Origin of the sequence: Sabulicella glaciei (assembly GCF_026183895.1) — a bacterium.
Lineage (GTDB): Bacteria > Pseudomonadota > Alphaproteobacteria > Acetobacterales > Acetobacteraceae > Roseococcus > Roseococcus glaciei.
Map to the genome: position 1 here is coordinate 163,562 of NZ_JAPFQI010000005.1, position 21,208 is coordinate 184,769.

A 21,208-nucleotide genomic window follows, 5' to 3' on the forward strand; every position below is an offset into this window, starting at 1 on the left:
CCGCAAACGGAGGAACACGCCATGACATCACGCCGCGCCCTGCTGGCCGCGCCCGCCATCCTTGCCGCCTTGCCCGCGCGCGCGCAGGACGGCTTCCCCAGCCGGCCGATCACCCTCGTTTCCGGCTATCCGCCCGGCGGCGTGACGGACATCAGCAGCCGCGCCGTCGCCGCGCGCCTGGAGCGCGAGCTGGGCCAGCCCGTGGTGGTGGACAACCGCGCCGGCGCGGCGACCGCCGTGGCGAACACCCACGTCGCGCAGGCGCGGCCCGACGGCTACACGCTGCTGGCCGGGACGACGACGCTCGCCATCAACCCCGCGCTGCAGCCGAACCTGACCCCGCGGGAGCCGATGCGCGAGTTGGCGCCGATCGGGTTGATGTACCGCACCTCCTTCGTGCTGCACGTCCATCCTTCGCTGCCGGTCAACAACACTGCGGAGTTCATCGCCTATTGCCGCGCCAATCCGGGCAAGGTGAATTTCGGCAGCAGCGGCACGGGCGCGGTGAACCACCTGGCGCAGGCGCTGCTGGCGCATCGCACCGGCATCGACGTGCTGCACGTGCCGTTCCGTGGCGGCGCGCCGGCGCTGCTGGAACTGCGCGCGGGCCGCATCCACGCCATGTTCCAGGCGATGCTGGAGGCGCTGCCGACCGTGCGCGAGGGCTCGACGCGCGGCCTCGCCGTTTCCTCGGCCGAGCGCTCGGCCCTGCTGCCCGACCTGCCGCCGGTGGCCGACACGGTGCCGGGCTTCGACGCGGTGTTCTGGCAGGGGCTCTTCGCGCCGGTCGCGACGCCGGATCCGGTCAAGGCGCGCCTTGCCGCCGCGCTGAAGGCCAGCACGGACGATCCGGAATTGCGCGCGCGCATGGCGCCGCAAGGGGTGGACATCGTCACGGGGGATGCGGCAAGCCTCGGCGCCTATCTGGCCAGCGAGACGCGCCTGTGGGGCGACCTGATCCGCGCGGCTAACATCCGCCCGGAGTGATCGCGATGCGTGTCCTGCCCCTGCTGCTTCCCCTGCTCCTCGCCGCCTGTGGCGGCCTGGACACGCGGCCCGGCGCCTCCGGCTTCCCCGACACGCCCTATGGCCGCGTTGGGGACCGGATGGGGCAGATCACCACCGACGGGACGCTGATCCTGAACCGCGAGCTGGTGCCAGGATCGCGGATGACGGTGCGCTGAGGTAACGCACGCGCTTGCCGTTGCGCGGGTCGGTCGCCTCGCCGGCCGGCGCGAAGCCCAGGGTTTCGTGGAAGGCGAGCGAGACGGGGTTGGGCGGGTCGAGATTGACCTCGCAGCACAGCGCCCCCTTGTCGCGCGCCACCGCCAGCGCGGCGAGGTCGGCGTAGAGGGCGCGGGCAAGGCCGCGCCGCCGTGCGGAGGCCGCCACCACGATGCGGTCCACATAGGCGAAGCGCCCGCCACGCGCGACGAACCAGGAATGGTTCGGCCCCTGGGGCGGCGTCGTCTCGTCGTAGGCGAGCAGAAAGGCCCCGCCATCCGGCGACATCCGCGCGGCGAAGGCGAGGCCAAGGGCGGCGCGGAGTCCTGCGAGCCCCAGCGCGTTCACCTGCAGCGCCTCGGAATCGTTCAGCGCGGCGAGGGCGGGGAGATCCGCCTCGCCGATGTCGCGGATCATCAAGCCTTGGCCGCAACCACCACCATGGCCGGCTTCAGCAGGCGCCCGTTCAGCGTCCAGGCGCTGCTCCAGGCCTGGAGCACCGTGCCGGGCTCCACCCCGTCGGGGGCCGGGGCTTCGCTCATCGCCTGGTGCAGCTCGGGGTCGAACTTCTCGCCCTGGGCGGGCTTGCGCTGGATGCCGTTGGCCTCCAGCCGCCCGAGCATGAAGCGCTCCACCCCCTCGAAGCCGCCGCGCAGCTTGGCCAGGAGTTCGGGCTCGTCCTCGGCCGCGGGGGGCAGGGATTCCAGGCCGCGGCGGAGGTTCTCGGCCGCTTCCACCACGTCGGCGGCGAATTTCTGCACGGCGAAGAGGCGGGCCTTGTCCGCTTCCTCGCGCCCGCGGCGCACGGCATTCGCCGTCTCGGCGCGGGCATAGAGCAGGGCGGATTCGAGTTCCGCCACCTTGGCTTCCAGGGCGGCGATGTGCTCCTCCGGCGTGGGGTCGGGACGGGCCTCGGGCGCGGCGGCGTCGTTGACGGCCTCGGGCGCGGGCTGCTGGTCTGGCGTGTCGCTCATGGGTGGGGAGGTAGTCGGCGCGGCTTGGGGGATCAACCCGGCATGGCTGTCATGCCAGCAGCGCGGCGGCGGCGAAGCCGAGATGCGCGGCGGCATGGGCCAGCATGGCGGCCAGCAGGTCGCGCCGCGCGAAGAGGGTGCCGAAGAACGATCCGGCCACGGTGTTGAGCAGGAGGGTGCGGGCCATCACGCCACCTTCCAGCGGCGCCCCGGACGCGGCCAGCGCCGGCAGGTGCAGCGCGGCGAAGAGCAGCGCGGCAAGCAGGATGGCGAGGAAAAGCGCGGCCTCCCAGCGGGGAAGAATGCGCCGGAGGAGAAGCAGGAGAAGGCTCATCACGCCCCAGCGCAGGATCACCTCCTCCACCACCCCGCCGTACAGGACGCCCAACGGCAAGGCCGCGAGGCTCCAGCCCTCGACGACCGAGGGCGGCAGGCCCGGTCCGGCCTGCCACCAGGAACGGGCGGAATGGTCCGCGACGGCGAGGACGAAGCCGAGCAGCACGCCGGCTGCCGCCTGCGCCAGGCGCGAGGCGGGCGTGGCTGCCGGCGCGCGGAGATGGAGGCCGCAGCGCCGCGCGGCGAACTGGCCGGCAAAGGCGCAGATCACCAGCAGAATCAGCGGATTGAGCAGCACGGCCCAGCGCGGCACGCCCGGAAGGACGGGAAGCGAAAGGAGGCCGGGAAGCCCCATGAGGATCAGCAGGACGGGCGTGGCGCTTCGGGGCATGGGGCTAGGTATGGGCCTGATCGGCCCTGGCCAGGATCCGCCCCGTCAGCCCAGCAGGCGGCCCAGCACCCGCGCCGTGTAGTCCACCACCGGGATCACCCGGCCGTAATTGATGCGCGAGGGCCCGATGACTCCGATGGCGCCGACGATCTTCTCCTGGGCGTTGCGGAAGGGCGCCACGACCACGGACAGCCCGGCGCTGCTGAACAGCCCGCTTTCCGCGCCGATGAAGATCTGCACCCCCTCGCCGCGCTGCGCGAGTTCCAGCAGGCGCAGCGTCGTTTCCTGCGCCTCCAGCCGCTCGAACAGGGCCGAGATTTCCTGCACGCGGGCGAGGTTCTCGACATTCTCCAGCAGCCGCGCCTGGCCGCGCAGGATGAGCGATCCGGCCGAGCCGCCGGCCCAGGTGGCCAGCCCCGCCTCGATCACCTGATGCGTCAGCGCGTCCAGCGCGGTGCGGTTGGCCGCGATCTCGTCCGCCACCGCGCCGCGCGTTTCCTCCAGCGTGCGCCCGGTGAGGCGCGCATTGAGGTAGTTGCCGGCCTGGATCAGCGCCGCGGGGGGCAGGCCGGGCGGCACCTCGATGACGCGGTTCTCCACGCGCCCATCCTCGGAGACCAGCACCACCAGGGCGCGGCCGGGGCCGAGGGGCACGAACTCGATGTGGCGCACCGCCGCCTCGCCCTTGGGCGCGACCACGAGTCCGGCCGCCCCGGCGAGGCCGGACAGCATCTGCCCCGCCTCGGCCAGGGTTTCCTGGAGGGAGCGGCCATGGGCGGCGCAGCGCGCGGCGATGGTTTCGCGCTCCTCCGCCGACAGGTCGCCGAACTCCAGCAGCCCGTCCACGAAGAGGCGCAGGCCCCGCTCCGTCGGCAGGCGCCCGGCGGAGGTGTGGGGGGCGTAGAGCAGCCCCGCCTCCTCCAGATCGGCCATGACGTTGCGGATGGAGGCGGGGGACAGGTTCAGCGGCAGGCGGCGCGACAAGGTGCGGGAGCCGACCGGCTCGCCGGTCTGGACATACACCTCCACCAGCTCGCGCAGCACGGCGGTGGCGCGGGGGTCGAGGGCCTGGGACATCGAAAGGGCGGGCAGGAGGCTCGTCGTGCGGGGCTTGTTCATGTTTTGCACAGGGAGTCTTGGGTCGGGCGGGGTTCAGGTCAAGAGAAACCCGCCATGCCCGTCCTAGGGCACGACCCCCCGCGCCTGGTTCAGCCGCGACCGGGCGCGGTTCGCCTCCACCGCCGCGCGGCCCTCGTCATTCGCCGCTTCCAGCCGAAGCTGGCGCACGCGGAACAGGTCGAACGTGCCGGTCTCGCCGCCGCGGAAGGCGTTGAGGGCGATCGCCTCCTGCTCCCGCGCCACGGCGAGGCGCTGGCGGGCGATGCGGAGATTGGCCTCCGCCGCGCGCAGCGCCGCCTCGGCGCGGCTGGCGGCGGCGGCCACCTGCCGGCGCGACTGCTCGAGTTCCGCCGCCGCGCGCGTCACCTCGCCCTGGGCCTGGGCGCGGCGGGGGGCGTTGCGGCCCTCCGTCGCCAGGGGCAGGCGGAAGCGCAGGCCGAGCGAGGTGCCCTCGTTCGTGCCGGTGCCGCCCTCCTGCCGGGCGAAGATCCCCACCTCCGGGTTGTCGCGCGGGGTGGCGGCGACGTAGCGCGCTTGGGCGGAAGCCGTTTGCAGCACCGCCTCGGCGGCGGCGAGGAGGGGATGCGGCCGGGCGGGCGGGAGGACGCGCTCGGGCGGCAGCGTCGGGTCCAGCCCGCCCGTCGCGACGCGATACAGGGCGCGGGCTTGTTCCTGCTCGGCCTGGGCCTGGGACAGGGCGAGCTCGGCGGCCAGGGTCTCGTTGCGGGCCAGCAGCGCCTCGCCGGGCGGGATGTCGCCCAGGCGGGCCCGGCGCGACACGTCATTGGCGATGGCGCGGGCGGTGGTCAGCCGCTCCCGCGCCAGCTGCACGGCGCGTCCCGCCTCGGCCGCGTTCCACCACGCGTCGCGCAGCGCCCCGGCCACCTCCAGCCGCCGCAGGGCGAGGCGGCGTTCCTGCTCCGCCACGCTGGTCGCGACCGAGCCGGCGAGGGCCTGGCGCTGGCCGGGCAGCCAGATCGGCAGGGCAAGCTCGGCGTCCAGCTCCCGCACCTCGCGCGGGCCGCGCGTGTCGGACCGGAAGGAGCCGGACACGGCCGGCGGCAGCGGCGTCAGCGACCGCACCGTGGCCGAGCGCGCCGCCGCCACCTCGCGCTGGGCGGCGATGGCGCGGGCGCCCGCGTCGAGCGCCATGGCGGCGTCCACATGGGTGGAAAGCTGCGCCCGGGCGACCCCGGGCAGGAGGAGCAGGAGCAGCAGCAGGAGGCGCGTCATTCGGCGGGCTTCCCTTCGATGGCTTCGGGCTGTCGCGCGGCGCGTGGCAGGGCGAAGCGCTCGTAGAGGATGGGCAGGAGCACCAGGGTCAGCACCGTCGCGGTGACGAGGCCGCCGATGACGACCACCGCCAGCGGCCGCTGGATCTCCGAGCCCGGCCCGGTGGCGAACAGGAAGGGCACCAGCGCCAGCGCGGCGATGGAGGCGGTGAGCGTCACCGGCGTCATGCGCCGCTTCGCCCCCTCCCGCACCGCCTGCGACAGGTCGAGCCCGTCCTCGGCGATCAGCCGGTTCACGTAGGAGATGAGCACGACGCCGTTCAGCACCGCGATGCCCATCAGGCACAGGAAGCCGACGGAGGCGGGCACCGACAGGAACTCGCCGGACAGCCACAGCGCCACGACGCCGCCGATCAGCGCGAAGGGCACGTTGCAGAAGACCAGCGTCGCCTGGCGCAGGCTGTTGAAGGTGAGGTAGAGCAGCAGGAAGATGCCCGCCATCGCCAGGGGCACCACCACGGTCAGCCGGGCCTGGGCGCGGCTCTGGTTCTCGAACTGACCGCCCCAGGCGACCTCGTAGCCGGGCGGGATGCCGACGCGCTCGCCCACCACGCGCTGCGCCTCGGCCACGAAGCCGCCCACGTCGCGCCCGCGCACATTGGCCAGCACGGTCGCCATGCGCTGCGCCTGCTCGCGCACCACCTGCACCGCCCCCTCCTCCTCACGGATCTCCGCGACCTGGGACAGCAGCACCGTGCCGCCGCCGGGCAGGGCGATGGGCACGCGCGCGAGGTCACCGGCCGAGCGGCGCAGCCCCGCCTCGCCGCGCAGCAGCACGGGGATGCGGCGCTCGCCTTCCAGCACCTCGCCGACGCGCACGCCGTCCACCCAGACGCGCAGCGCTTCCTGCACCTCGCCTGCGTTCAGGCCGACGCGTCCGGCGGCGGTGCGGTCCACGCGGATCGTGAGGTACTTCATCCCCTCGTTGCGCAGGGCGAAGACGTCGGCGGAGCCGGGCGTGCCGCGCAGGGCGGCCTCGATCTCGCGCGCGATGCGGTTCAGCTCCGGGATCTCGGGGCCGAAGACCTTCACCACCACGTCGCCGCGCGCGCCGATGATCATCTCCTGCACGCGCATGTCGATGGGCTGCGCGAAGGAGTAGGTGACGCCCGGGATGGCATCCATCACATCGCGCACGCGGTCCATCACCCAGGGCATGCCGCCACGCCGCGCTTCCTCGCGCCAGGAATCGCGCGGCGCCATCTGCAGGAACATGTCGGTGTCGTTCAGCCCGACCGGATCGATGCCTAGCTCGTCCGCGCCGGCGCGGGCCATGATGCCCTGCACCTCCGGCACCTGGGCGCGGATCTCGCGCGCGATGCGCAAGTCCACCTCGGCCGTCTCGTCCACGCCGATGGTCGGGTGCTTGCGCACGGTGATGACGGGCGTGCCCTCGTCCATCGCCGGGATGAAGATGGAGCCGATCTGCCCGAAGGCCAGAAAGGCCGCGACCAACCCGGCCAACGCCGCGCCGCCGATGACGAGGGGGCGACGCATCGCCCATTCCAGGAAGGGGTCGTAGACGGCGTGGAGGCGACGGACCAGCCAGGGCTCCCGCGCATGGCCGCCCTTCAGCAAGAGGGCGCACATCACCGGCACCACGGTCAGCGACAGGGTCAGCGCGACGAGCAGGGCGAAGGCGATGGTGAGGGCGACGGGCGAGAAGAGCCGCCCCTCCAGCCCCTGCAGCGACAGGAGCGGCACGAAGACGCCGACGATGATGACGACGCCCGAGACGAGCGGCACCGCCACCTCGCGCGTCGCCTCGCCCACCAGCCGCACGCGCTGCGCCATGGTCAGCCCCGTCGGCGCGGCGTGGAAGCGGTGCGCCGCGTTCTCCACCACCACCACCGCGCAATCCACCAGGAGGCCGATGGCGATGGCCATGCCGCCCAGCGACATGATGTTGGCCGAAAGTCCTTGCCACTTCATCACGCCGAAGGTTCCCAGCACGGCGAGCGGCAGGGAGAGGGAGACCACCAGCGCGGCGCGCCAGTTGCCGAGAAACAGCAGCAGCAGGACGACCACCAGCGCGATCGCCTCCAGCAGCACCTTCTGCACGGTCCAGACCGCCTCGCCGATCAGCTCCGCGCGGTCATAGAACAGGACGAAGCGCACGCCTTCGGGAAGCTGGCGCTCGATGGCCGGGATGCGGGACTTCACCCCCTCCACCACCTCGCGCGCATTCGCGCCGCGCAGGCCGAGCACGAGGCCCCACACCGCCTCCGCCTCGCCGTCGCGGGTGACGACGCCGTTGCGCGGCAGCCCGCCGAAGCGCACATCCGCGACGTCGGAGACGCGCACCACCCCTGCCTCGCGTGCGACGAGGACGATGGAGCGCACCTCCTCCAGCGAGCGGATGCGGCCTTCGGCGCGGACCAGCAGCGCCTCCTCGCCGTCGCGGATGCGGCCGGCACCGTCGTTGCGGTTGTTGCGCTCGATTGCCTCCTCCAGCATGCGCGTGGTGATGCCGCGCGAGGCCATGGCGATGGGATCGGGCACCACCTCATAGGTGCGGACATAGCCGCCCAGCGCGTTCACGTCGGCCACGCCTGGCACCGCGCGCAACTGCGGCCGGACCACCCAGTCCAGCAGGGTGCGCGCGTCGCGCGGGCTGAGGTCCGGCCCTTCCAGCGTGAACATCAGCATCTCGCCGAGCGGGGTGACGATGGGCGCCAGCCCGCCATCCACCCCGTCGGGCAGCTGGTCGTCGATCTCGTTCAGCCTTTCGCCCACCTGGGCGCGGGCCCAGAAGATGTCCGTGCCCGCCGCGAACTCGAAGGTCATGAGCGAGACGGAGAAGCGCGTGGTCGAGCGCATGGAAACGAGGTTGGGGATGCCGCGCATGGACAGCTCGACGGGCTGGGTGACGCGGCGCTCCAGCTCCTCCGGCGTCAGGCCGGGGGCGCGCATGGAAACCAGCACCTGCGTCGGCGACACGTCGGGAAAAGCGTCGATGGGTAGGGCGCGGTAGGAGAGGAAGCCCCAGGCCGCGAGGGCCAGGGCGGCGACGATCACCAGCAGGCGCTGGCGCAGCGCCGTGTCCACGAGGCGTGCGAGCATGGGCTCAGCTCTGGTCCGCTTCGGCCAGCTCGGCGAGCAGGGCGAGCATACCGCGCGTCGCCACTTGGTCGCTGGGCTGCAGCGGGCCGCGCAGCGAGGTGACCTGCGCCGTTTCGCCCACCACCTGCACCGGCCGGGCGGCGAAGCCCGACTCGGTGCGAACGAAGACCCAGGAGCGCTCGCGGTGGCGCACCACCGCGCCCGCCGGGACGCGCCATTGCGACTCGCCGGCCCGCCGCGTTTCCAGCGCGACGGTGACCGCCTGGCCCGGGCGCAGCGCCTCGGCGCCATGGTTGACCAGCGCCGTGGCCTGCACGCTCTGCGTCGCCGCGTCGGCGGTGCGGCCCAGGCGCAGGACGACGCCGGACGCGCCATGCGCCGGCACGGAGATCGGCGACTCCACGGACAGCGCCGAGATGCGTGCGATCGGCACCTGGATGTTGATCCAGAGCGGCTCCAGCTGCGCGATGGAGAGCAGCGGCGCCGCCTGCGCCACGCGCTCACCCGCCGTGGCGGCGCGGCCGATCACCACCCCGTCCATCGGGCTGGTGACGGTCAGCGCCTGGCGAATGCGGCGCCCCTGGCGCAGCTCCGCCACCTCGGTTTCCGCCATGCCGAGCAGACTGAGCATCTGGGTGCGTTCGTCCAGCGCGGCGGCGGCAGCGCGTGCCTCGGCGCGGGTGATGATGAGGCGGCGCTCGGCGATGACGCGCTCGCGGAAGAGCTGCTCGTCGCGGCGCTGCTTCTCCGAAGCCAGCTCGGCGCGGGTCGCGGCTTCCAGGAACAGGCGCTGTGCCTCCACCAGCTCGGTGGAGCGCAGCCGGGCGACGGGCTGGCCGGCGCGCACGCGCTCGTCGGGCGCGACCAGCAGCGTCTCGATCAACCCCGCTGCCGGGGCGGCGACCACGCGCAGCTGGCTGGGCGGCACCACCACCTGGCCCGGCAGCGACACCTCGGCGGAGCCGGTTTCCCGCTCGACGCGCGCCAGCTCGATCCCGGCCGAGCGGATCTGCCGGTCATCGAGGCGCAATGCCACCTCGAAGGTGGCCTGCTGGGCGTGGACGGGGCTGGCGAGGCTGAGCAGCAGAAGGGCGGCGCGGCACACCCGGGTGAAAGGTGTGGAGGGGAAGCTTTCCAACGGCATGGTGCGGCGCAATAAGTGTGTGAAGCTTGACCCACGCTGAATGGAGATCGTTGCATGATCGTGCTTGTCACCGGCGCCACGGCCGGCTTCGGCCTCCACGTCGCACGGCGCTTCGCCGCGCGCGGCGACCGCGTCATTGCCGCGGGGCGGCGGCAGGACCGGCTGGAGGCGCTGCGCGAAGAGTTGGGCGCGGACCGGCTGCTGCCGCTGGTGCTGGACGTGCGCGACCGCGCGGCGGTGGGCGCCGCCATCGAAGGGCTGCCGGAGGAATGGGCGGCAATCGACATCTGCGTGAACAATGCGGGCCTCGCCCTCGGCCTCGCCCCGGCGCAGGAGGCGGACCTCGACGATTGGGACGCGATGGTGGACACCAACATCAAGGGGCTGATGTACGTCACCCGCGCCGTGCTGCCCGGCATGGTGGCGCGCGACCGCGGGCATGTCGTGAACATCGGCTCCACCGCGGGCGACTACGCCTATCCGGGTGGCAACGCCTATGGCGGCACCAAGGCCTTCGTGCGGCAGTTCTCGCTCAACCTGCGCGCCGACCTTTGGGGAACGAAGGTGCGCGTGACCGACATCGAGCCGGGCCTCGTTGGCGGCACGGAGTTCTCCAGCGTGCGCTTTCATGGTGACAACGCGCGCGCCGCCGCGATCTATGAGGGCACGGAGGCGCTGACGCCGGAGGACATCGCCGAGGCGGTGGAATGGGTGGCGACGCGCCCGGCACGGGTCAACGTGAACCTCCTGCAGGTGATGCCCGTGAGCCAGTCCTTCGGACCGCTGCGCGTCCACAAGGGCTAGGGAAGTTCCGCCGCGCCGGAACCGGGGCTAGGATTCCCCCATGCTCCAAGGCCGCCGCATCCTCCTCGTCGTGTCGGGCAGCGTCGCCGCCTTCAAGGCGCTGATGCTGGCCCGTCTCCTGCGCGAGGAGGGGGCGACGGTGCGCGCGATCCTCACCGCAGGCGGCGCGCGCTTCGTCACCCGCGAATCGCTGGCCGCGCTGACGGCGGAACCGGTCTTCGACGATCTTTGGGCCGCCGAGGCGGAGATCGGGCATATCCGCCTCGCGCGCTGGGCCGATCTGGTGGTGGTGGCGCCAGCCAGCGCCTCGCGCCTTGCCGCCATGGCGGGTGGGTTGGCGGGCGACCTCGCGGGTTGCGTGCTGCTGGCGACGCGCGCCCCGGTGCTGGTGGCGCCGGCCATGAACCCGGCCATGTGGGAACATCCGGCGACGCGGGCCAACGTGGCGCTGCTGCGCGCGCGCGGGGTCGGCTTTATCGGCCCGGATGTGGGCGCGATGGCCGAGCCGGAATCCGGGCCCGGACGGCTAGTGGAGCCGGAGGCGATGCGCGACGCCGTGCGCGACGCGCTGGCCGAGGGCCCGTTGCGCGGGCGGCACGTGCTGGTCACCTCAGGGCCGACGCACGAGCCGATCGACCCGGTGCGCTACATCGCCAACCGCTCCTCCGGCCGGCAGGGCCATGCCATCGCCGCCGCCCTGGCGCGGCTGGGCGCGCGCGTCACGCTGGTGAGCGGGCCGGTCGCCGTGCCCGACCCGGCCGGCGTGCAGGTGGTGCGCGTCGAAACGGCGCGCGAGATGCTGCAAGCCTGCGAGGCCGCTCTGCCGGCCGATGGCGCGATCTGCGCCGCCGCCGTCGCCGATTGGCGCGTGGCGCGCGAGGCGGGCCAGAAGCTGAAGAAGGAGCCGGGCGCGGGCGCGCCCGTGCTGGAGATGGCGCTGAATCCCGACATCCTCGCCACGCTCTCCGCCCACGGGCGGCGGCCGCGCCTCGTGGTCGGCTTCGCGGCGGAAACGGAACGCGTGGTGGAGCACGCGCAGGCCAAGCTGGCGCGCAAGGGCTGCGACTGGATCGTGGCGAATGACGTGTCGGGCGACGTGATGGGCGGCACGGAGAACGCCGTCCACCTCGTCTCCGCGGCGGGCGTGGAGGACTGGCCGCGCATGCCGAAGCAGGAGGTGGCCGCCCGTCTTGCCCAGCGCGTCGCGGAGGCGCTGGCGTGAGCGCCCTCATCGTGCGCGTCGCGCGCCTGCCTTCCGCCGAGGGGCTGCCCCTGCCCACCTATGCGACTTCTGGCGCCGCCGGGATGGACCTGCTCGCCGCCGCGCCCTGCGTGGTGCCGCCGGGCGGGCGGGCCCTGGTGCCGACCGGGCTGCGCATCGCCCTGCCGCCGGGCTTCGAGATGCAGGTGCGGCCGCGCTCCGGCCTCGCGCTGCGGCACGGGGTTTCGGTGCTCAACACGCCCGGCACGGTGGATGAGGATTACCGCGGCGAGGTGGGGGTGATCCTGTTCAATTCCGGGACCGAACCCTTCGCGGTGGCGCGCGGCGACCGTGTGGCCCAGGCAGTCTTCGCGCCGGTGGTGCGGGCGGCGTGGGAGGAGGTGGCGGGCCTGGACGAGACGGCGCGGGGGGAAGGGGGGTTCGGCTCCACGGGCCATGCGGCCGGAAATGTCGCAAACTCCCTCAACAAAGGGTGACATTGTCGCAAGTTTTGTTAAACCTTCCAATGCGGGCAACGATCCCGCGATTGAGGAAGGAAATATCATGCTTCGCGCGCTGGCCCTTCTCGGCCTGTTCCTGACGACTGCCTGCGCCACGGTGACGCAGGGAACCACCGCCACCATTGCTGTCACCACCGAGCCAGCCGGGGCCACCTGCACGGTCAGCCGCGACGGCTCGGCCATCGCCGTGGTGAACCCGACGCCGGGCACGGTGACGATCAGCCGTTCCTCCCGCGACCTCGCTGTACGCTGCGAGCGCCAGGGCTTTCAGACCGCTGTCGCCACGGCCCCGGCCGGGTTCCAGCCCATGACGATGGGCAACCTCCTGATCGGCGGACTGATCGGCGTTGCTGTGGACGCCGCCTCCGGCGCGATCAGCACGTATCCGGCCAACGTCGCCCTTACCCTGCCGCCCGGCCAGTTCGGGACGGCGGAATCACGGGAGGCTTGGTTCGCCACCCGGAGGCGCGAGATCGATCAGACGACGGAAGCGCGCGTTGCCGCCGCCCGCGCGGCATGCCCGGAGCGTAGCCGCAGCGCGCCCACGGCCTGCGACTTGGAGGTATCCTTCATCGAAGGAGAACGCGCGGAGCAACTGCGCCTGCTGGCGGAGCAGGAGAACGCTTCCCCGCTGCCACGGACCTGACCGCCGCCCGCATGGGCATCACCACCCGCCGGCGCAGGCTCACCGCGCCGGCGGGCATGGCGGCGAAAAGGTCCTTCTCCGCTTCCAGCACCAGCACCCCGGCGAAGCGCGACAGGCAGCGCCGTCCCATCGCCTCCGAGAGGGAAGCGCCGCGCAGCGCCCAGGGCCAGGGGAAGGGCGGGTGGAACAGGGCGCCGTCGCGCCGCTCCACCCGGAACATCTGCGCTTCCAGCAGCCGCGACACCTGCCCGTGCGAAAAGGGCCGACCCTGGCCGAAGGGCGTATGCTCAAACAGCGCCCAGGGGCCGAGGCGATTCGGGGCGACCACCAGAAGGCGGCCATCGTCGCGCAGGACGCGCCAGCATTCGCGCAGTAGGTGGCGCGGCGCCGGGCAGGCTTCCAGCGCATGAGCAAGGACGATGCCGTCCAGGCAGCGATCGGGCAGGGGCAGGGCGGTTTCGGCCACCACGGCGCCCAGGCGGTCGGCCAGGGTGGATGGGGTCAACAGGATCCGCCGCCCCGGGCCGGGCGGCATAGCATGGAGGAAGGGGGCGGCGAAGCCCAGCCCCGCCACCTCGCGCCGCCCCGCATCGGGCCACAGCGCGGCGAGGCGCTGGCCGACCAGGCGCGCGGCCAGCCTTCCCAGCGGCGACAGGTGAAACTCGCGCAGCCCATGGACCTCGGCGTTCATGCGCGGGATATAGGGCGGGACAGGAGGCGCGCGCCATGCTGCATGTGGAATCCATCCCGCTGCTGGAAGACAACTATGCCTGGTTCCTGCGCGACGAGGCGACCGGCGCGACCGCCGTGGTGGACGCCGCCGTCGCCGGGCCCGTGCTGGAGCGGGTGAAGGCGCGCGGCGGGCGGCTGGACTGGCTGCTCATCACCCACCATCACGGCGACCACATCGCCGGCATCCCCGAGGTGCAGGCGGCGACGGGCGCGAAGGTGGCCGGCAACGCGGCCGATGCGTCGCGCCTGCCGAAGCTGGACCTCGCCCTCAAGCCCGGCGACACGTTCCGCCTGGGCGAGAGCGAGGCAGTGGTGCTGGACAGCCCGGGCCACACGCGCGGGCACATCGCCTTCCACTTCGCCTCCGGCAAGGCGCTGTTTCCGGGCGACACGCTCTTCGCCATCGGCTGCGGGCGGCTGCTGGAAGGCTCGGCGGAGGAGATGTTCCATTCCCTCCAGCGCTTCGCGCCCCTGCCCGACGACACGCGCGTCTTCTGCGGCCACGAATACACGCTCTCCAACATCCGCTACGCGCTTTCCGTGGACCCGGACAACGCGGCGCTGCGCGACTATGCCGCCGTGGCGCAGGCGCAGCGCGACCGGGGCGAGCCGACGATCCCGACGACGCTCGGCCTGGAAAAGGCCGCGAACCCGTTCCTGCGCGCGCGCGACGTGGCCGAGCTGGCCCGGCTGCGGACGGGCAAGGACAATTTCCGCTGACCAACGACAAGGAAACGTCCCGCATGAAGCTCTACAACAGCGCCGCCTCGCCCTTCGTCCGCAAGGTCAACGCCGTCGCCATCCATCACGGCATCGAGCTGGAGCGGGTGGCGACCAACCCGCACGAAAGCCCCGAGGAGCTGCTGCGCGACAACCCGCTCAGCAAGGTGCCCTGCCTCGTCACCGATGACGGTGTCGCCCTGCCGGACAGCCCGCTGATCTGCGAGTACCTGGACAGCATCGGGACCAACGACAAGCTGATCCCCGACCACGGCACGCCGCGCTGGAAGGCGCTGCGCGTCGCCGCCATCGCCGACGGCATGATGGACGCGGCCGTGTTCCGGCGCGGCCAGCAGGCCTTCGACCAGGCGGATGAGGGCCGCAAGCGCCTCGTCGGCCGCGCCAAGGCCGCCGTCGAGCGCGGCCTCGCGGCGCTGGAGGCGGAGGACCCGAACACGCCGCTCACCATCGGCTCGGTCGGCGCGGTCTGCGCGCTGGGCTATCTCGACTTCCGCTTCCCGGACGAGGGCTGGCGCAAGGCGCACCCCAAGCTGGCGGCGTGGTACGAGAAGACCGTGCAGCTGAAGCCCTTCGCGGAAACCATGCCGAAGGGCTGAGCGTGAACCTCGCCGATCCCGGGCTGGACCACCATGCGGTGATCGAGGCGCTCGGCCTCGCACCGCATCCGGAAGGCGGGCATTTCCGCGAGGTGTGGCGCGACGCGCCCGCGGATGGCGCGCGCGGCGCGGGAACGGCGATCCACTACCTGCTCGCCCCCGGCGAATGCTCGCACTGGCACCGGGTGGACGCGGCCGAGGCGTGGCTGTGGCAGGGTGGCGGCGCGCTTTCGCTGCTGCTTTCGCCCGATGGGCACGACATGGAGGCGGTCCATCTCGGCCCCGATCTGGCGCGCGGGCAGCGCCTCCTCGCCGTGGTGCCGAAGGGCGTGTGGCAGGCGGCGCGGCCGCTCGATGGCTGGGCGCTGGTGGCCTGCACCGTCACGCCCGCCTTTTCCTTCGACGGCTTCGAGATGGCGCCGCCGGGCTGGGAACCGCAGCCGCGCGGCGGCGTGGCGTTCCACGACCGCCGCTTCGCGCGATGAGCACCTCGCTGGCCTGGGACGAGCGCTACGGCGCCGGGGAATGGCTGTTCGGCGACCGGCCCAACGACTACCTGCGTGCGCAATCCTGGCGCTTCCCCGCGCGGGGCGAGGCCCTGGCGCTGGGCGATGGCGAGGGGCGCAACGGCACGTTCCTGGCCGGGTGTGGCCTCGACACGCTGTCCGTGGACTGGTCGCCCGTCGCCGTCGCGCGCGCGGCGGAACTGGCGCGGGCGCGCGGCGTCCCGTTGCGGACGGCGGTGGCCGACCTCGCGCGCTGGGACTGGCCGGAAGCGCGCTTCGACGTGATCGCCTGGATCTTCCTGCACCTGCCGCCGGAGGACCGCGCCGCGGTGGCGGCCGGCACGGTGCGGGCGCTGCGGCCGGGCGGGCTGCTCGTGCTGGAGGGCTTCTCGCCCGCGCAATCCGGTCGCCGCTCGGGCGGCCCGCGCGAGCCGGCCCTGCTCTGGACCCGCGCTGCGGCGGAGGACGCCTTTGGCGCGCTGACGCTGCTGGAATGCACCGAGGGCACGGTGAAACTGGACGAAGGCCCGAAGCACCAGGGCGAGGCGGAGGTGCTGCGCGGCGTGTGGCGGGTGGCTTGATGGGCGGGCGCGTTGCGCCGAAGCTTCCACCAAAGACAACACTCCGGAAGGAAGCCCATGTCCCTGCCCCGCCGCGCCCTGCTGGCCGCGCCGCTGCTCGCCACGCCCGCCCTCGCGCAGGTCGCGGGCTTCCCCAGCCGGCCCATCCGCCTTGTCGTGGGCTTCCCGCCGGGCGGCGGCTCCGACCTCGTGTCGCGCCCCATCGCGCAGCGCATGGGCGAGATCCTGGGCCAGCCCGTGGCGGTGGAGAACCGGGGCGGCGCCAACGGCAACCTCGGCCTGGACGCGGTCGCGAAATCGGCGCCGGACGGCTACACCTTCGGCCACGTCAACAACTCGGTGATCGCGGTCAACCCGCTGCTCTACCGCTCCCTGCCCTTCGACCCGGCGCGCGACCTCGCGCCGCTCGCCACGGCGACGGTGGGCGGGCTGTTCGTCATGGTCCCGGCGGACCTTCCGGCGCGCAACCTGCAGGAGTTCATCGCCCTGGCGAAGCAGCGCCCGGGGCAGCTCAACTTCGGCTCGGGTGGGCCGGGCTCCATCACCCACCTCGCCTTCGAGCTGTTCGTGCGGCAGGCGGGGGTGAACGTGGTGCACGTGCCCTATCGCGGCTCCGCGCCCGCGCTGCAGGACATGCTGGGCGGCCGCGTGCAGCTGATGATCGATGGCATCAACCTCGCCAAGGCGCAGGTGGATAGCGGCCGGGTGCGGGCGCTGGCGATCCTGACGCCGCAGCGCCACCCGATGATGCCCGACGTGCCGACGGCGCGGGAGCAGGGAATGCCCGATCTGGTCGTGCCGGGCTGGCAGGGCTTCGTGATCCGCGCCGGCACGCCGGAGCCGATCAAGCAGGTGCTGCAGGAGGCAATCCGCGCCTCGCTGCAGGATCCCGGCGTGCAGGAGACCTTCCGCAACCAGGCGATCATCATCGGCTACAACGACCGCGAGACGATGGCCCGCATGATCGCCGAGGAAACGGCGCGCTGGCGCCCGGTGATCGAGCAGGTGGGAATCCGGCTCGACTGACCGGGTCGCGGCTCAGCGGTTGCGGAGCGTCGCGTCCGCAACCGTGTCGGGCGTGGTCCGGGTCATGAACCCGGCCGCGATCTCGCACAGGCCGATCAGCAGGTGCGGCCAGAAGACTCGGTCCGCGAAGCCGAAGAGCCAGGGCGAGGCTGCGAGCAGCACGCCCATGGCGATGTCCATCGTCAGGTGGACCGACATGGGGATCATCCGCATCACGCCGAGTTCGTAATCGGTCAGGAGCGAGGCGCCGAGCAGCAGCACGCCGAGGATCTGCGGCACGTATTGCGCCGCCGTCCCGTCGGCGAAACCGAAGATGTAAGGCGCCGCGATCAGGAGGAGGCCGGTGAGGTAATCCAGCACGCCGTGCGTGCGGGTGGAGATGACGCGCATGATGCGACTCCTCGACAGGGGTTTCTGTCGTGTCCCCGTCGAACGCCCGGGTTGCGCGGATTGTTCCGCGTCAGGTCCGATTTCCATGAATTGTGCTTCATTTATCCCGGTCACGCGCCGAGCGGCGTCGCCTCTTCCTCCGCCGGGGGTGGGAGGGGCGTGACGGCGCGGGTCTGGGCGAACCAGACCAGCGCGTCGAACTGCTCGGGCAGTACCGCCTCGAAATAATGGCTCCGCCGCTCCGTCGCGGGGCGATAGACCACGCCAACGGCCCGCTCCAGCGCTGGTTCGGCCAGGGCGTCGCGCAGGGCGGGGCCGCGCAGATCCAGCAGGGCACGCTCGGGCAGCGCCTCGCGCAGGCGCGCCTCGTGCGAGCCGGGCAGGGCCGGGCGCAGCGCCATTTCCTCCATCGGGCCGTCCCAGTCATGCGCGGCGGCCACGCTGCCGGTGTCGGTCGCGAATCCGATCAGCGCCGCATCCGTGCCGAAGGCGGTGCGGCACAGCTCGCCGATGTTGAACTCGCCCTGCCAGCCCATCGCGGTGGCGGCGGCATTGCCGATGTGGCTGTTATGCGCCCAGACCACGGCCTTGGCGTCGGGCCCGGCGTGGTCCAGCGCAGCGCGCAGCGTGTCGAACATGTGCCGGTCGCGCAGGTTCCAGCTTTCCGTGCCGCTGCGGAACATCAGCCGGTAATACTGCTCCGCCGAACGCACCACGCGGGCATTCTGCGTGGTGTCGAACAGCCAATCCTCGCCTCCCAGGCCCGCTTCCAGCAGGGATTGCAGTTGGGCGACGGCCGCATCCTCGCAGCCATGGCGGTCGCCGAACAGCACGGCGCGGCCGTAATCCGCTGGCTCCGCCTGCCACGGCGTCAGGCAGCCATAGCGGCGCCGCGCCGCCCGCGCCTCCTCCGGGTCATGCTCGTCGAGATGCTCGAGCACCGCTTCGATGGAGCTGCCGAGGGAGTAGATGTCGAGGCCCCGGAAGGCGACGCGCCGCCCGGGCGGCAGCGCGTCGTTGTGGGCGCGCAGCCATCGCGCGAAGTCGCGTGTCTCCTCGTTGCGCCACATCCACAGGGGAAAGCGGGAAAAGGGCGGGCGCACCGATGCGCCGGAACCGCGATTGCGCACCCATCGGTCGAGCACGGCGGCATCGGGCCAGTCCGCCTCCACCGCCACCACGGAAAAGCCGTGACGCTCCACCAGGCGGCGGGTGATGGCGGCGCGGGCGGCGTAGAATTCATGCGTGCCGTGCGTCGCCTCGCCCAGCAGCACGACCCGCGCATCGGCGAAGCGGTCGAAGGCGGCGGCGAGGTCGGGGCCGATGCGCGGCAGGGCTTCGGCCTCTCCCGTCAGGACGCGCCGGATCTCCGCTTCGTTCGCCATGGCGGCCTCGCTCCTTCGAGCGCGAGAAACGTCCGAAGCGGGGGCGTGGTTCGGCCGGGCGCGCGGGCCGGGCTCCTTCTGGTCGCGTCATGAGTTCTGCGGCATGGTCCTCGCGCATGATGGCCCCGCACCGCTCCCTTCCCCCCTGGTCCACCCGCGCAAGGCGGGCCTTGCTGGCTGGCCGGGACACGGTGCTGCACCTCGTGCGCCGTCACTGGCGGCGCCGGATGCGCTTCCGCTTCCCGCGGGACGCCGCCCCCGACGCCCGCTATCGCTTCGTCATGCGCGGCGTCCCGCTGGAGGTGCCGCGCGCCGTCCTGACCCCCGAAATCTGGCGTTACCTTTGCGAGGGCCGCTACGAGACCGAGGAGCTGGACGCCATCGCCGGCGCGACCCGGCCGGGCGACCGCGTCCTCGAGCTGGGGGCGGGGATCGGCTTCATCTCCTCCTTCGTGGCCCAGCGGCCCGGCATCGAACGCGTCGTGGCGGTGGAGGCCAATCCGAAGCTCATCGAGGTGGCGCGGCGCAACCACGCGATCAACGACGTGCCGGTCGAGCTCGTCAACGCGGTGGTGGCGCAGGAGAACGGCACCGTCCCCTTCTATATGCACGCGGATTTCTGGCGCTGCTCCATGACCCCGCAGCCCGACACGGAGGAGGTCCGCCTGCCCGCCCGTGCCCTGCGCGATCTCTTCGCCGAGGTGAGGCCTTCCCTGCTCATCGTGGACATCGAGGGCGGCGAGCTCACCGTGTTCGACGGCGTCGACCTGTCGGGCGTGCGCGAGGCGATCCTGGAGGTGCACCCGGACGTAATCGGGCTCGACGGGGTCGGACGGGTCTTCGCGCGCTTCGCGGAGGAAGGGCTGTTCTACCACCCCCGCAAGTCCAGCCGCGCGATCGTGGTGCTTGCCCGGCCCTAGGCCCGGTGGTCACGCTCGCGCGGCGAGCGCCCCGCCCCCGGCCACCAGGGCCAGGGCGAGCAGGAGGCGCCAGGACCACTCGCCGCCCGTGGCGAGCACCAGCAGCGCCGTGGAGGCCACCGGCACCGCATAGGCCAGCGTGCCGAGCAGGCGCGGGTCGCCGCGCTTCATCCCCGCATCCCACAGGAAGAAGGCCGCGCCCACCGGGCCGATGCCCAGCAGCAGCACGGCAAGCGATTGTGCGGCGCCCGGCGTCACCCATTCCTCGAAGACGAGATGCGCGAGCAGCGCCAGCGCCGCCGCCCCGGCACAGAACCCGGCCACCGCATCGGTCGGCACCGCGGCGAGGCGCTTCGCGGTTACCGAATAGGTGGCCCAGACCACGGCGCAGCCCAGGGCGCACAGGAAGCCGAACCACGCCGAAGGGTCGAAGCGCGCCCCGCCGCCCAGCAGCACCGCGCAGCCCGCGAAGCCCAGCGCGACCCCGCCCAGCCGCCACCGGCCCAGCGGCAGGCCCAGGATGGGCGCGGAAAGCAGCACGATCAGCAGCGGCCAGAGATAGTTCAGCAGGTTGGCCTCGACCGGCGGCGCAAAGGCCAGGGCGGCGAAGTAGAGCGCGTGGTAGCCGAACAGCCCGCCCACCCCGTGCAGCCACGCCACCAGCCCGACGCGCAACGTGCCGATCCGCCCGCGCGCCGCCACCAGCGTCAGCGACAGGGCGGCGGCCACGGCAAAGGACAGCGCCGTCACCTGCAGCGGCGGCAGCCCGGCGGCGAGGCGCGTCAGCAGGCCGAGAAAGGCCCAGAGCGCCAGCGCCCCGACGCCGAGCAGGGTCGCGCTCATTCCGTCGGCAGCGCCTTGTAGGGCAGCGGGGCGAAGCGGGTCGGGAAGCGGCGCGCCTCGCCCCAGACGCCTTCGGTGACGTAGGGGTCCTCGGCCCAGAACGACTCCGCCTCTTCCACCGTCGGGTGGCGGGTGACGGTGACCGAGCCGACCATCTGCCCCTTGGCGTCGAGCAGCGCGCCGCCCAGCGCCAGCGTGCCGTCGGCGGCGAAGCGGCGCACGCGCTCCAGATGCGGACCGCGGGCGCGGGCGCGGCGCTCGGCGGAATCCGGCTGGTCCTCCACGATCGAGACGACATGGGTGAAGGAGGAGGGCATCGGCCCGCTCGGCAAGGGTTGGTAGGGCAAGGGCGCGATGCGGAAGGGGCGCATCTGGTAGGAGAGCCACACGCCGTCGCGCGCGAAGGGCTCCTCCAGCAGGTATTCGCGCGCCTCCACCTCGTCCGCATCGCCCAGGATCATCACGGAGCCGAGCGCGCGGCCGCCCGCCTCGAAGAGCGGCACGGCGAGGCTGAGGCGTCCGTCCTCCACCCAGCGCGTGATGACGGAAAGGTGCCGGTCGCGCACGGCGGCGCGGCGCGCGGGCGCCTCCGCATCGGTGCCGTCCCAGCCCAGGATGACGTGGCCCATGTTTCCTGCCCTCAAGCGCCGGGCGCCGCCTCCGGCGGCTTGGCTTGCGCGCCGCCCAGATTGCGCCTGTTTCGTGGTTGCCCCTGGGCGCACCGGCCGCAGTCGCGGCCGGATACTCTGCCCGACCGCCCTTCCTGTGAAGAG

At 72.8% G+C, this 21,208-nt stretch carries 24 protein-coding genes; 12 read left to right on the forward strand and 12 right to left on the reverse strand.

Going from position 1 to position 21,208, the window contains the following annotated elements:
* The first annotated feature begins 21 nt into the window (after window positions 1-21).
* Together OF850_RS09715 and OF850_RS09720 are read left to right on the forward strand one after the other, a co-directional pair.
* Window positions 22-987 carry a Bug family tripartite tricarboxylate transporter substrate binding protein gene (locus tag OF850_RS09715; RefSeq protein ID WP_301589851.1) on the forward strand — a complete coding sequence of 322 codons (966 nt, stop codon included), beginning with the start codon at window positions 22-24 and terminating at the stop codon, window positions 985-987.
* Between the two features lie 5 nt (window positions 988-992).
* Window positions 993-1,184 carry a hypothetical protein gene (locus OF850_RS09720; RefSeq protein ID WP_301589852.1) on the forward strand — a complete coding sequence of 64 codons (192 nt, stop codon included), beginning with the start codon at window positions 993-995 and terminating at the stop codon, window positions 1,182-1,184.
* Here OF850_RS09720 and OF850_RS09725 read toward each other — a convergent pair.
* The 7 genes from OF850_RS09725 to OF850_RS09755 all read right to left on the reverse strand — a co-directional run bounded on the left by OF850_RS09725 (window position 1,117) and on the right by OF850_RS09755 (window position 9,543).
* Window positions 1,117-1,641, reverse strand: a complete 525-nt coding sequence (locus tag OF850_RS09725; protein ID WP_301589853.1) for a GNAT family N-acetyltransferase — start codon at window positions 1,639-1,641, stop codon at window positions 1,117-1,119. The genes OF850_RS09720 and OF850_RS09725 overlap by 68 nt on opposite strands.
* On the reverse strand, window positions 1,641-2,198 hold the full coding sequence (locus tag OF850_RS09730; protein WP_301589854.1) for a nucleotide exchange factor GrpE: 558 nt from the start codon (window positions 2,196-2,198) through the stop codon (window positions 1,641-1,643). Before OF850_RS09730 ends, OF850_RS09725 begins: the two co-directional genes overlap by 1 nt.
* Window positions 2,199-2,247: 49 nt before the next feature.
* On the reverse strand, window positions 2,248-2,925 hold the full coding sequence (locus OF850_RS09735) for a CPBP family glutamic-type intramembrane protease (protein ID WP_301589855.1): 678 nt from the start codon (window positions 2,923-2,925) through the stop codon (window positions 2,248-2,250).
* 45 nt (window positions 2,926-2,970) lie between these two features.
* Window positions 2,971-4,044, reverse strand: a complete 1,074-nt coding sequence (gene hrcA / locus OF850_RS09740; RefSeq protein ID WP_408906466.1) for a heat-inducible transcriptional repressor HrcA — start codon at window positions 4,042-4,044, stop codon at window positions 2,971-2,973.
* A 63-nt stretch (window positions 4,045-4,107) separates the two neighbouring features.
* Window positions 4,108-5,277, reverse strand: coding sequence for a TolC family protein (locus OF850_RS09745; protein ID WP_301589856.1), 1,170 nt, complete (start codon window positions 5,275-5,277; stop codon window positions 4,108-4,110).
* Window positions 5,274-8,399 (reverse strand): efflux RND transporter permease subunit, encoded by a 3,126-nt coding sequence (locus OF850_RS09750; protein ID WP_301589857.1) that lies wholly within the window; start codon window positions 8,397-8,399, stop codon window positions 5,274-5,276. Before OF850_RS09750 ends, OF850_RS09745 begins: the two co-directional genes overlap by 4 nt.
* Before the next feature lie 4 nt (window positions 8,400-8,403).
* Window positions 8,404-9,543 (reverse strand): efflux RND transporter periplasmic adaptor subunit, encoded by a 1,140-nt coding sequence (locus OF850_RS09755; protein WP_301589858.1) that lies wholly within the window; start codon window positions 9,541-9,543, stop codon window positions 8,404-8,406.
* A gap of 54 nt (window positions 9,544-9,597) precedes the next feature.
* Here OF850_RS09755 and OF850_RS09760 point away from each other — a divergent pair, with 54 nt between their 5' ends.
* From OF850_RS09760 to OF850_RS09775, 4 genes are all read left to right on the forward strand, one after another.
* On the forward strand, window positions 9,598-10,347 hold the full coding sequence (locus OF850_RS09760; RefSeq protein ID WP_301589859.1) for an SDR family oxidoreductase: 750 nt from the start codon (window positions 9,598-9,600) through the stop codon (window positions 10,345-10,347).
* A gap of 40 nt (window positions 10,348-10,387) precedes the next feature.
* Complete coding sequence (gene coaBC / locus OF850_RS09765) at window positions 10,388-11,569, forward strand: bifunctional phosphopantothenoylcysteine decarboxylase/phosphopantothenate--cysteine ligase CoaBC (protein ID WP_301589860.1); 1,182 nt, start codon at window positions 10,388-10,390, stop codon at window positions 11,567-11,569.
* The gene (gene dut / locus OF850_RS09770) at window positions 11,566-12,045 is read left to right on the forward strand and encodes a dUTP diphosphatase (protein WP_301589861.1); all 480 of its coding nucleotides are present in this window, start codon (window positions 11,566-11,568) and stop codon (window positions 12,043-12,045) included. The genes coaBC and dut overlap by 4 nt, the downstream gene beginning before the upstream one ends.
* A gap of 67 nt (window positions 12,046-12,112) precedes the next feature.
* On the forward strand, window positions 12,113-12,715 hold the full coding sequence (locus OF850_RS09775) for a hypothetical protein (protein WP_301589862.1): 603 nt from the start codon (window positions 12,113-12,115) through the stop codon (window positions 12,713-12,715).
* Here OF850_RS09775 and OF850_RS09780 read toward each other — a convergent pair.
* Window positions 12,639-13,406 (reverse strand): class I SAM-dependent methyltransferase, encoded by a 768-nt coding sequence (locus OF850_RS09780; protein WP_301589863.1) that lies wholly within the window; start codon window positions 13,404-13,406, stop codon window positions 12,639-12,641. The genes OF850_RS09775 and OF850_RS09780 overlap by 77 nt on opposite strands.
* A 35-nt stretch (window positions 13,407-13,441) precedes the next feature.
* Here OF850_RS09780 and gloB point away from each other — a divergent pair, with 35 nt between their 5' ends.
* Genes gloB through OF850_RS09805 form a run of 5 tightly spaced genes read left to right on the forward strand, consistent with a single transcriptional unit; the run spans window position 13,442 to window position 16,897 of the window.
* Entirely contained in the window at window positions 13,442-14,167 is a 726-nt protein-coding gene (gene gloB / locus OF850_RS09785) for a hydroxyacylglutathione hydrolase (protein WP_301589864.1), read from the forward strand.
* A 23-nt stretch (window positions 14,168-14,190) separates the two neighbouring features.
* On the forward strand, window positions 14,191-14,784 hold the full coding sequence (locus OF850_RS09790; RefSeq protein ID WP_301589865.1) for a glutathione S-transferase N-terminal domain-containing protein: 594 nt from the start codon (window positions 14,191-14,193) through the stop codon (window positions 14,782-14,784).
* Window positions 14,781-15,269, forward strand: coding sequence for a cupin domain-containing protein (locus OF850_RS09795; protein ID WP_302474261.1), 489 nt, complete (start codon window positions 14,781-14,783; stop codon window positions 15,267-15,269). The genes OF850_RS09790 and OF850_RS09795 overlap by 4 nt, the downstream gene beginning before the upstream one ends.
* Complete coding sequence (locus OF850_RS09800; RefSeq protein ID WP_301589867.1) at window positions 15,266-15,871, forward strand: class I SAM-dependent methyltransferase; 606 nt, start codon at window positions 15,266-15,268, stop codon at window positions 15,869-15,871. The genes OF850_RS09795 and OF850_RS09800 overlap by 4 nt, the downstream gene beginning before the upstream one ends.
* 57 nt (window positions 15,872-15,928) lie before the next feature.
* Window positions 15,929-16,897: a Bug family tripartite tricarboxylate transporter substrate binding protein gene (locus tag OF850_RS09805; protein WP_301589868.1), complete on the forward strand. Its 969-nt coding sequence runs from the start codon at window positions 15,929-15,931 to the stop codon at window positions 16,895-16,897.
* 12 nt (window positions 16,898-16,909) lie between these two features.
* Here the strand turns inward: OF850_RS09805 and OF850_RS09810 are convergent, their stop codons facing one another.
* Both OF850_RS09810 and OF850_RS09815 read right to left on the reverse strand, forming a co-directional pair.
* Window positions 16,910-17,287 (reverse strand): SPW repeat domain-containing protein, encoded by a 378-nt coding sequence (locus OF850_RS09810; RefSeq protein ID WP_301589869.1) that lies wholly within the window; start codon window positions 17,285-17,287, stop codon window positions 16,910-16,912.
* A gap of 110 nt (window positions 17,288-17,397) precedes the next feature.
* Window positions 17,398-18,672 carry an erythromycin esterase family protein gene (locus OF850_RS09815; protein ID WP_301589871.1) on the reverse strand — a complete coding sequence of 425 codons (1,275 nt, stop codon included), beginning with the start codon at window positions 18,670-18,672 and terminating at the stop codon, window positions 17,398-17,400.
* 116 nt (window positions 18,673-18,788) lie between these two features.
* Between OF850_RS09815 and OF850_RS09820 the strand changes: the two genes are divergently transcribed.
* Window positions 18,789-19,592, forward strand: a complete 804-nt coding sequence (locus OF850_RS09820) for an FkbM family methyltransferase (RefSeq protein WP_301589873.1) — start codon at window positions 18,789-18,791, stop codon at window positions 19,590-19,592.
* Window positions 19,593-19,601: 9 nt separating this feature from the next.
* Here OF850_RS09820 and OF850_RS09825 read toward each other — a convergent pair whose 3' ends face one another.
* Together OF850_RS09825 and OF850_RS09830 are read right to left on the reverse strand one after the other, a co-directional pair.
* Window positions 19,602-20,435, reverse strand: coding sequence for a DMT family transporter (locus OF850_RS09825; protein ID WP_301589874.1), 834 nt, complete (start codon window positions 20,433-20,435; stop codon window positions 19,602-19,604).
* The gene (locus OF850_RS09830) at window positions 20,432-21,064 is read right to left on the reverse strand and encodes a YciI family protein (RefSeq protein WP_301589875.1); all 633 of its coding nucleotides are present in this window, start codon (window positions 21,062-21,064) and stop codon (window positions 20,432-20,434) included. Before OF850_RS09830 ends, OF850_RS09825 begins: the two co-directional genes overlap by 4 nt.
* Between the last annotated feature and the right edge of the window lie 144 nt (window positions 21,065-21,208).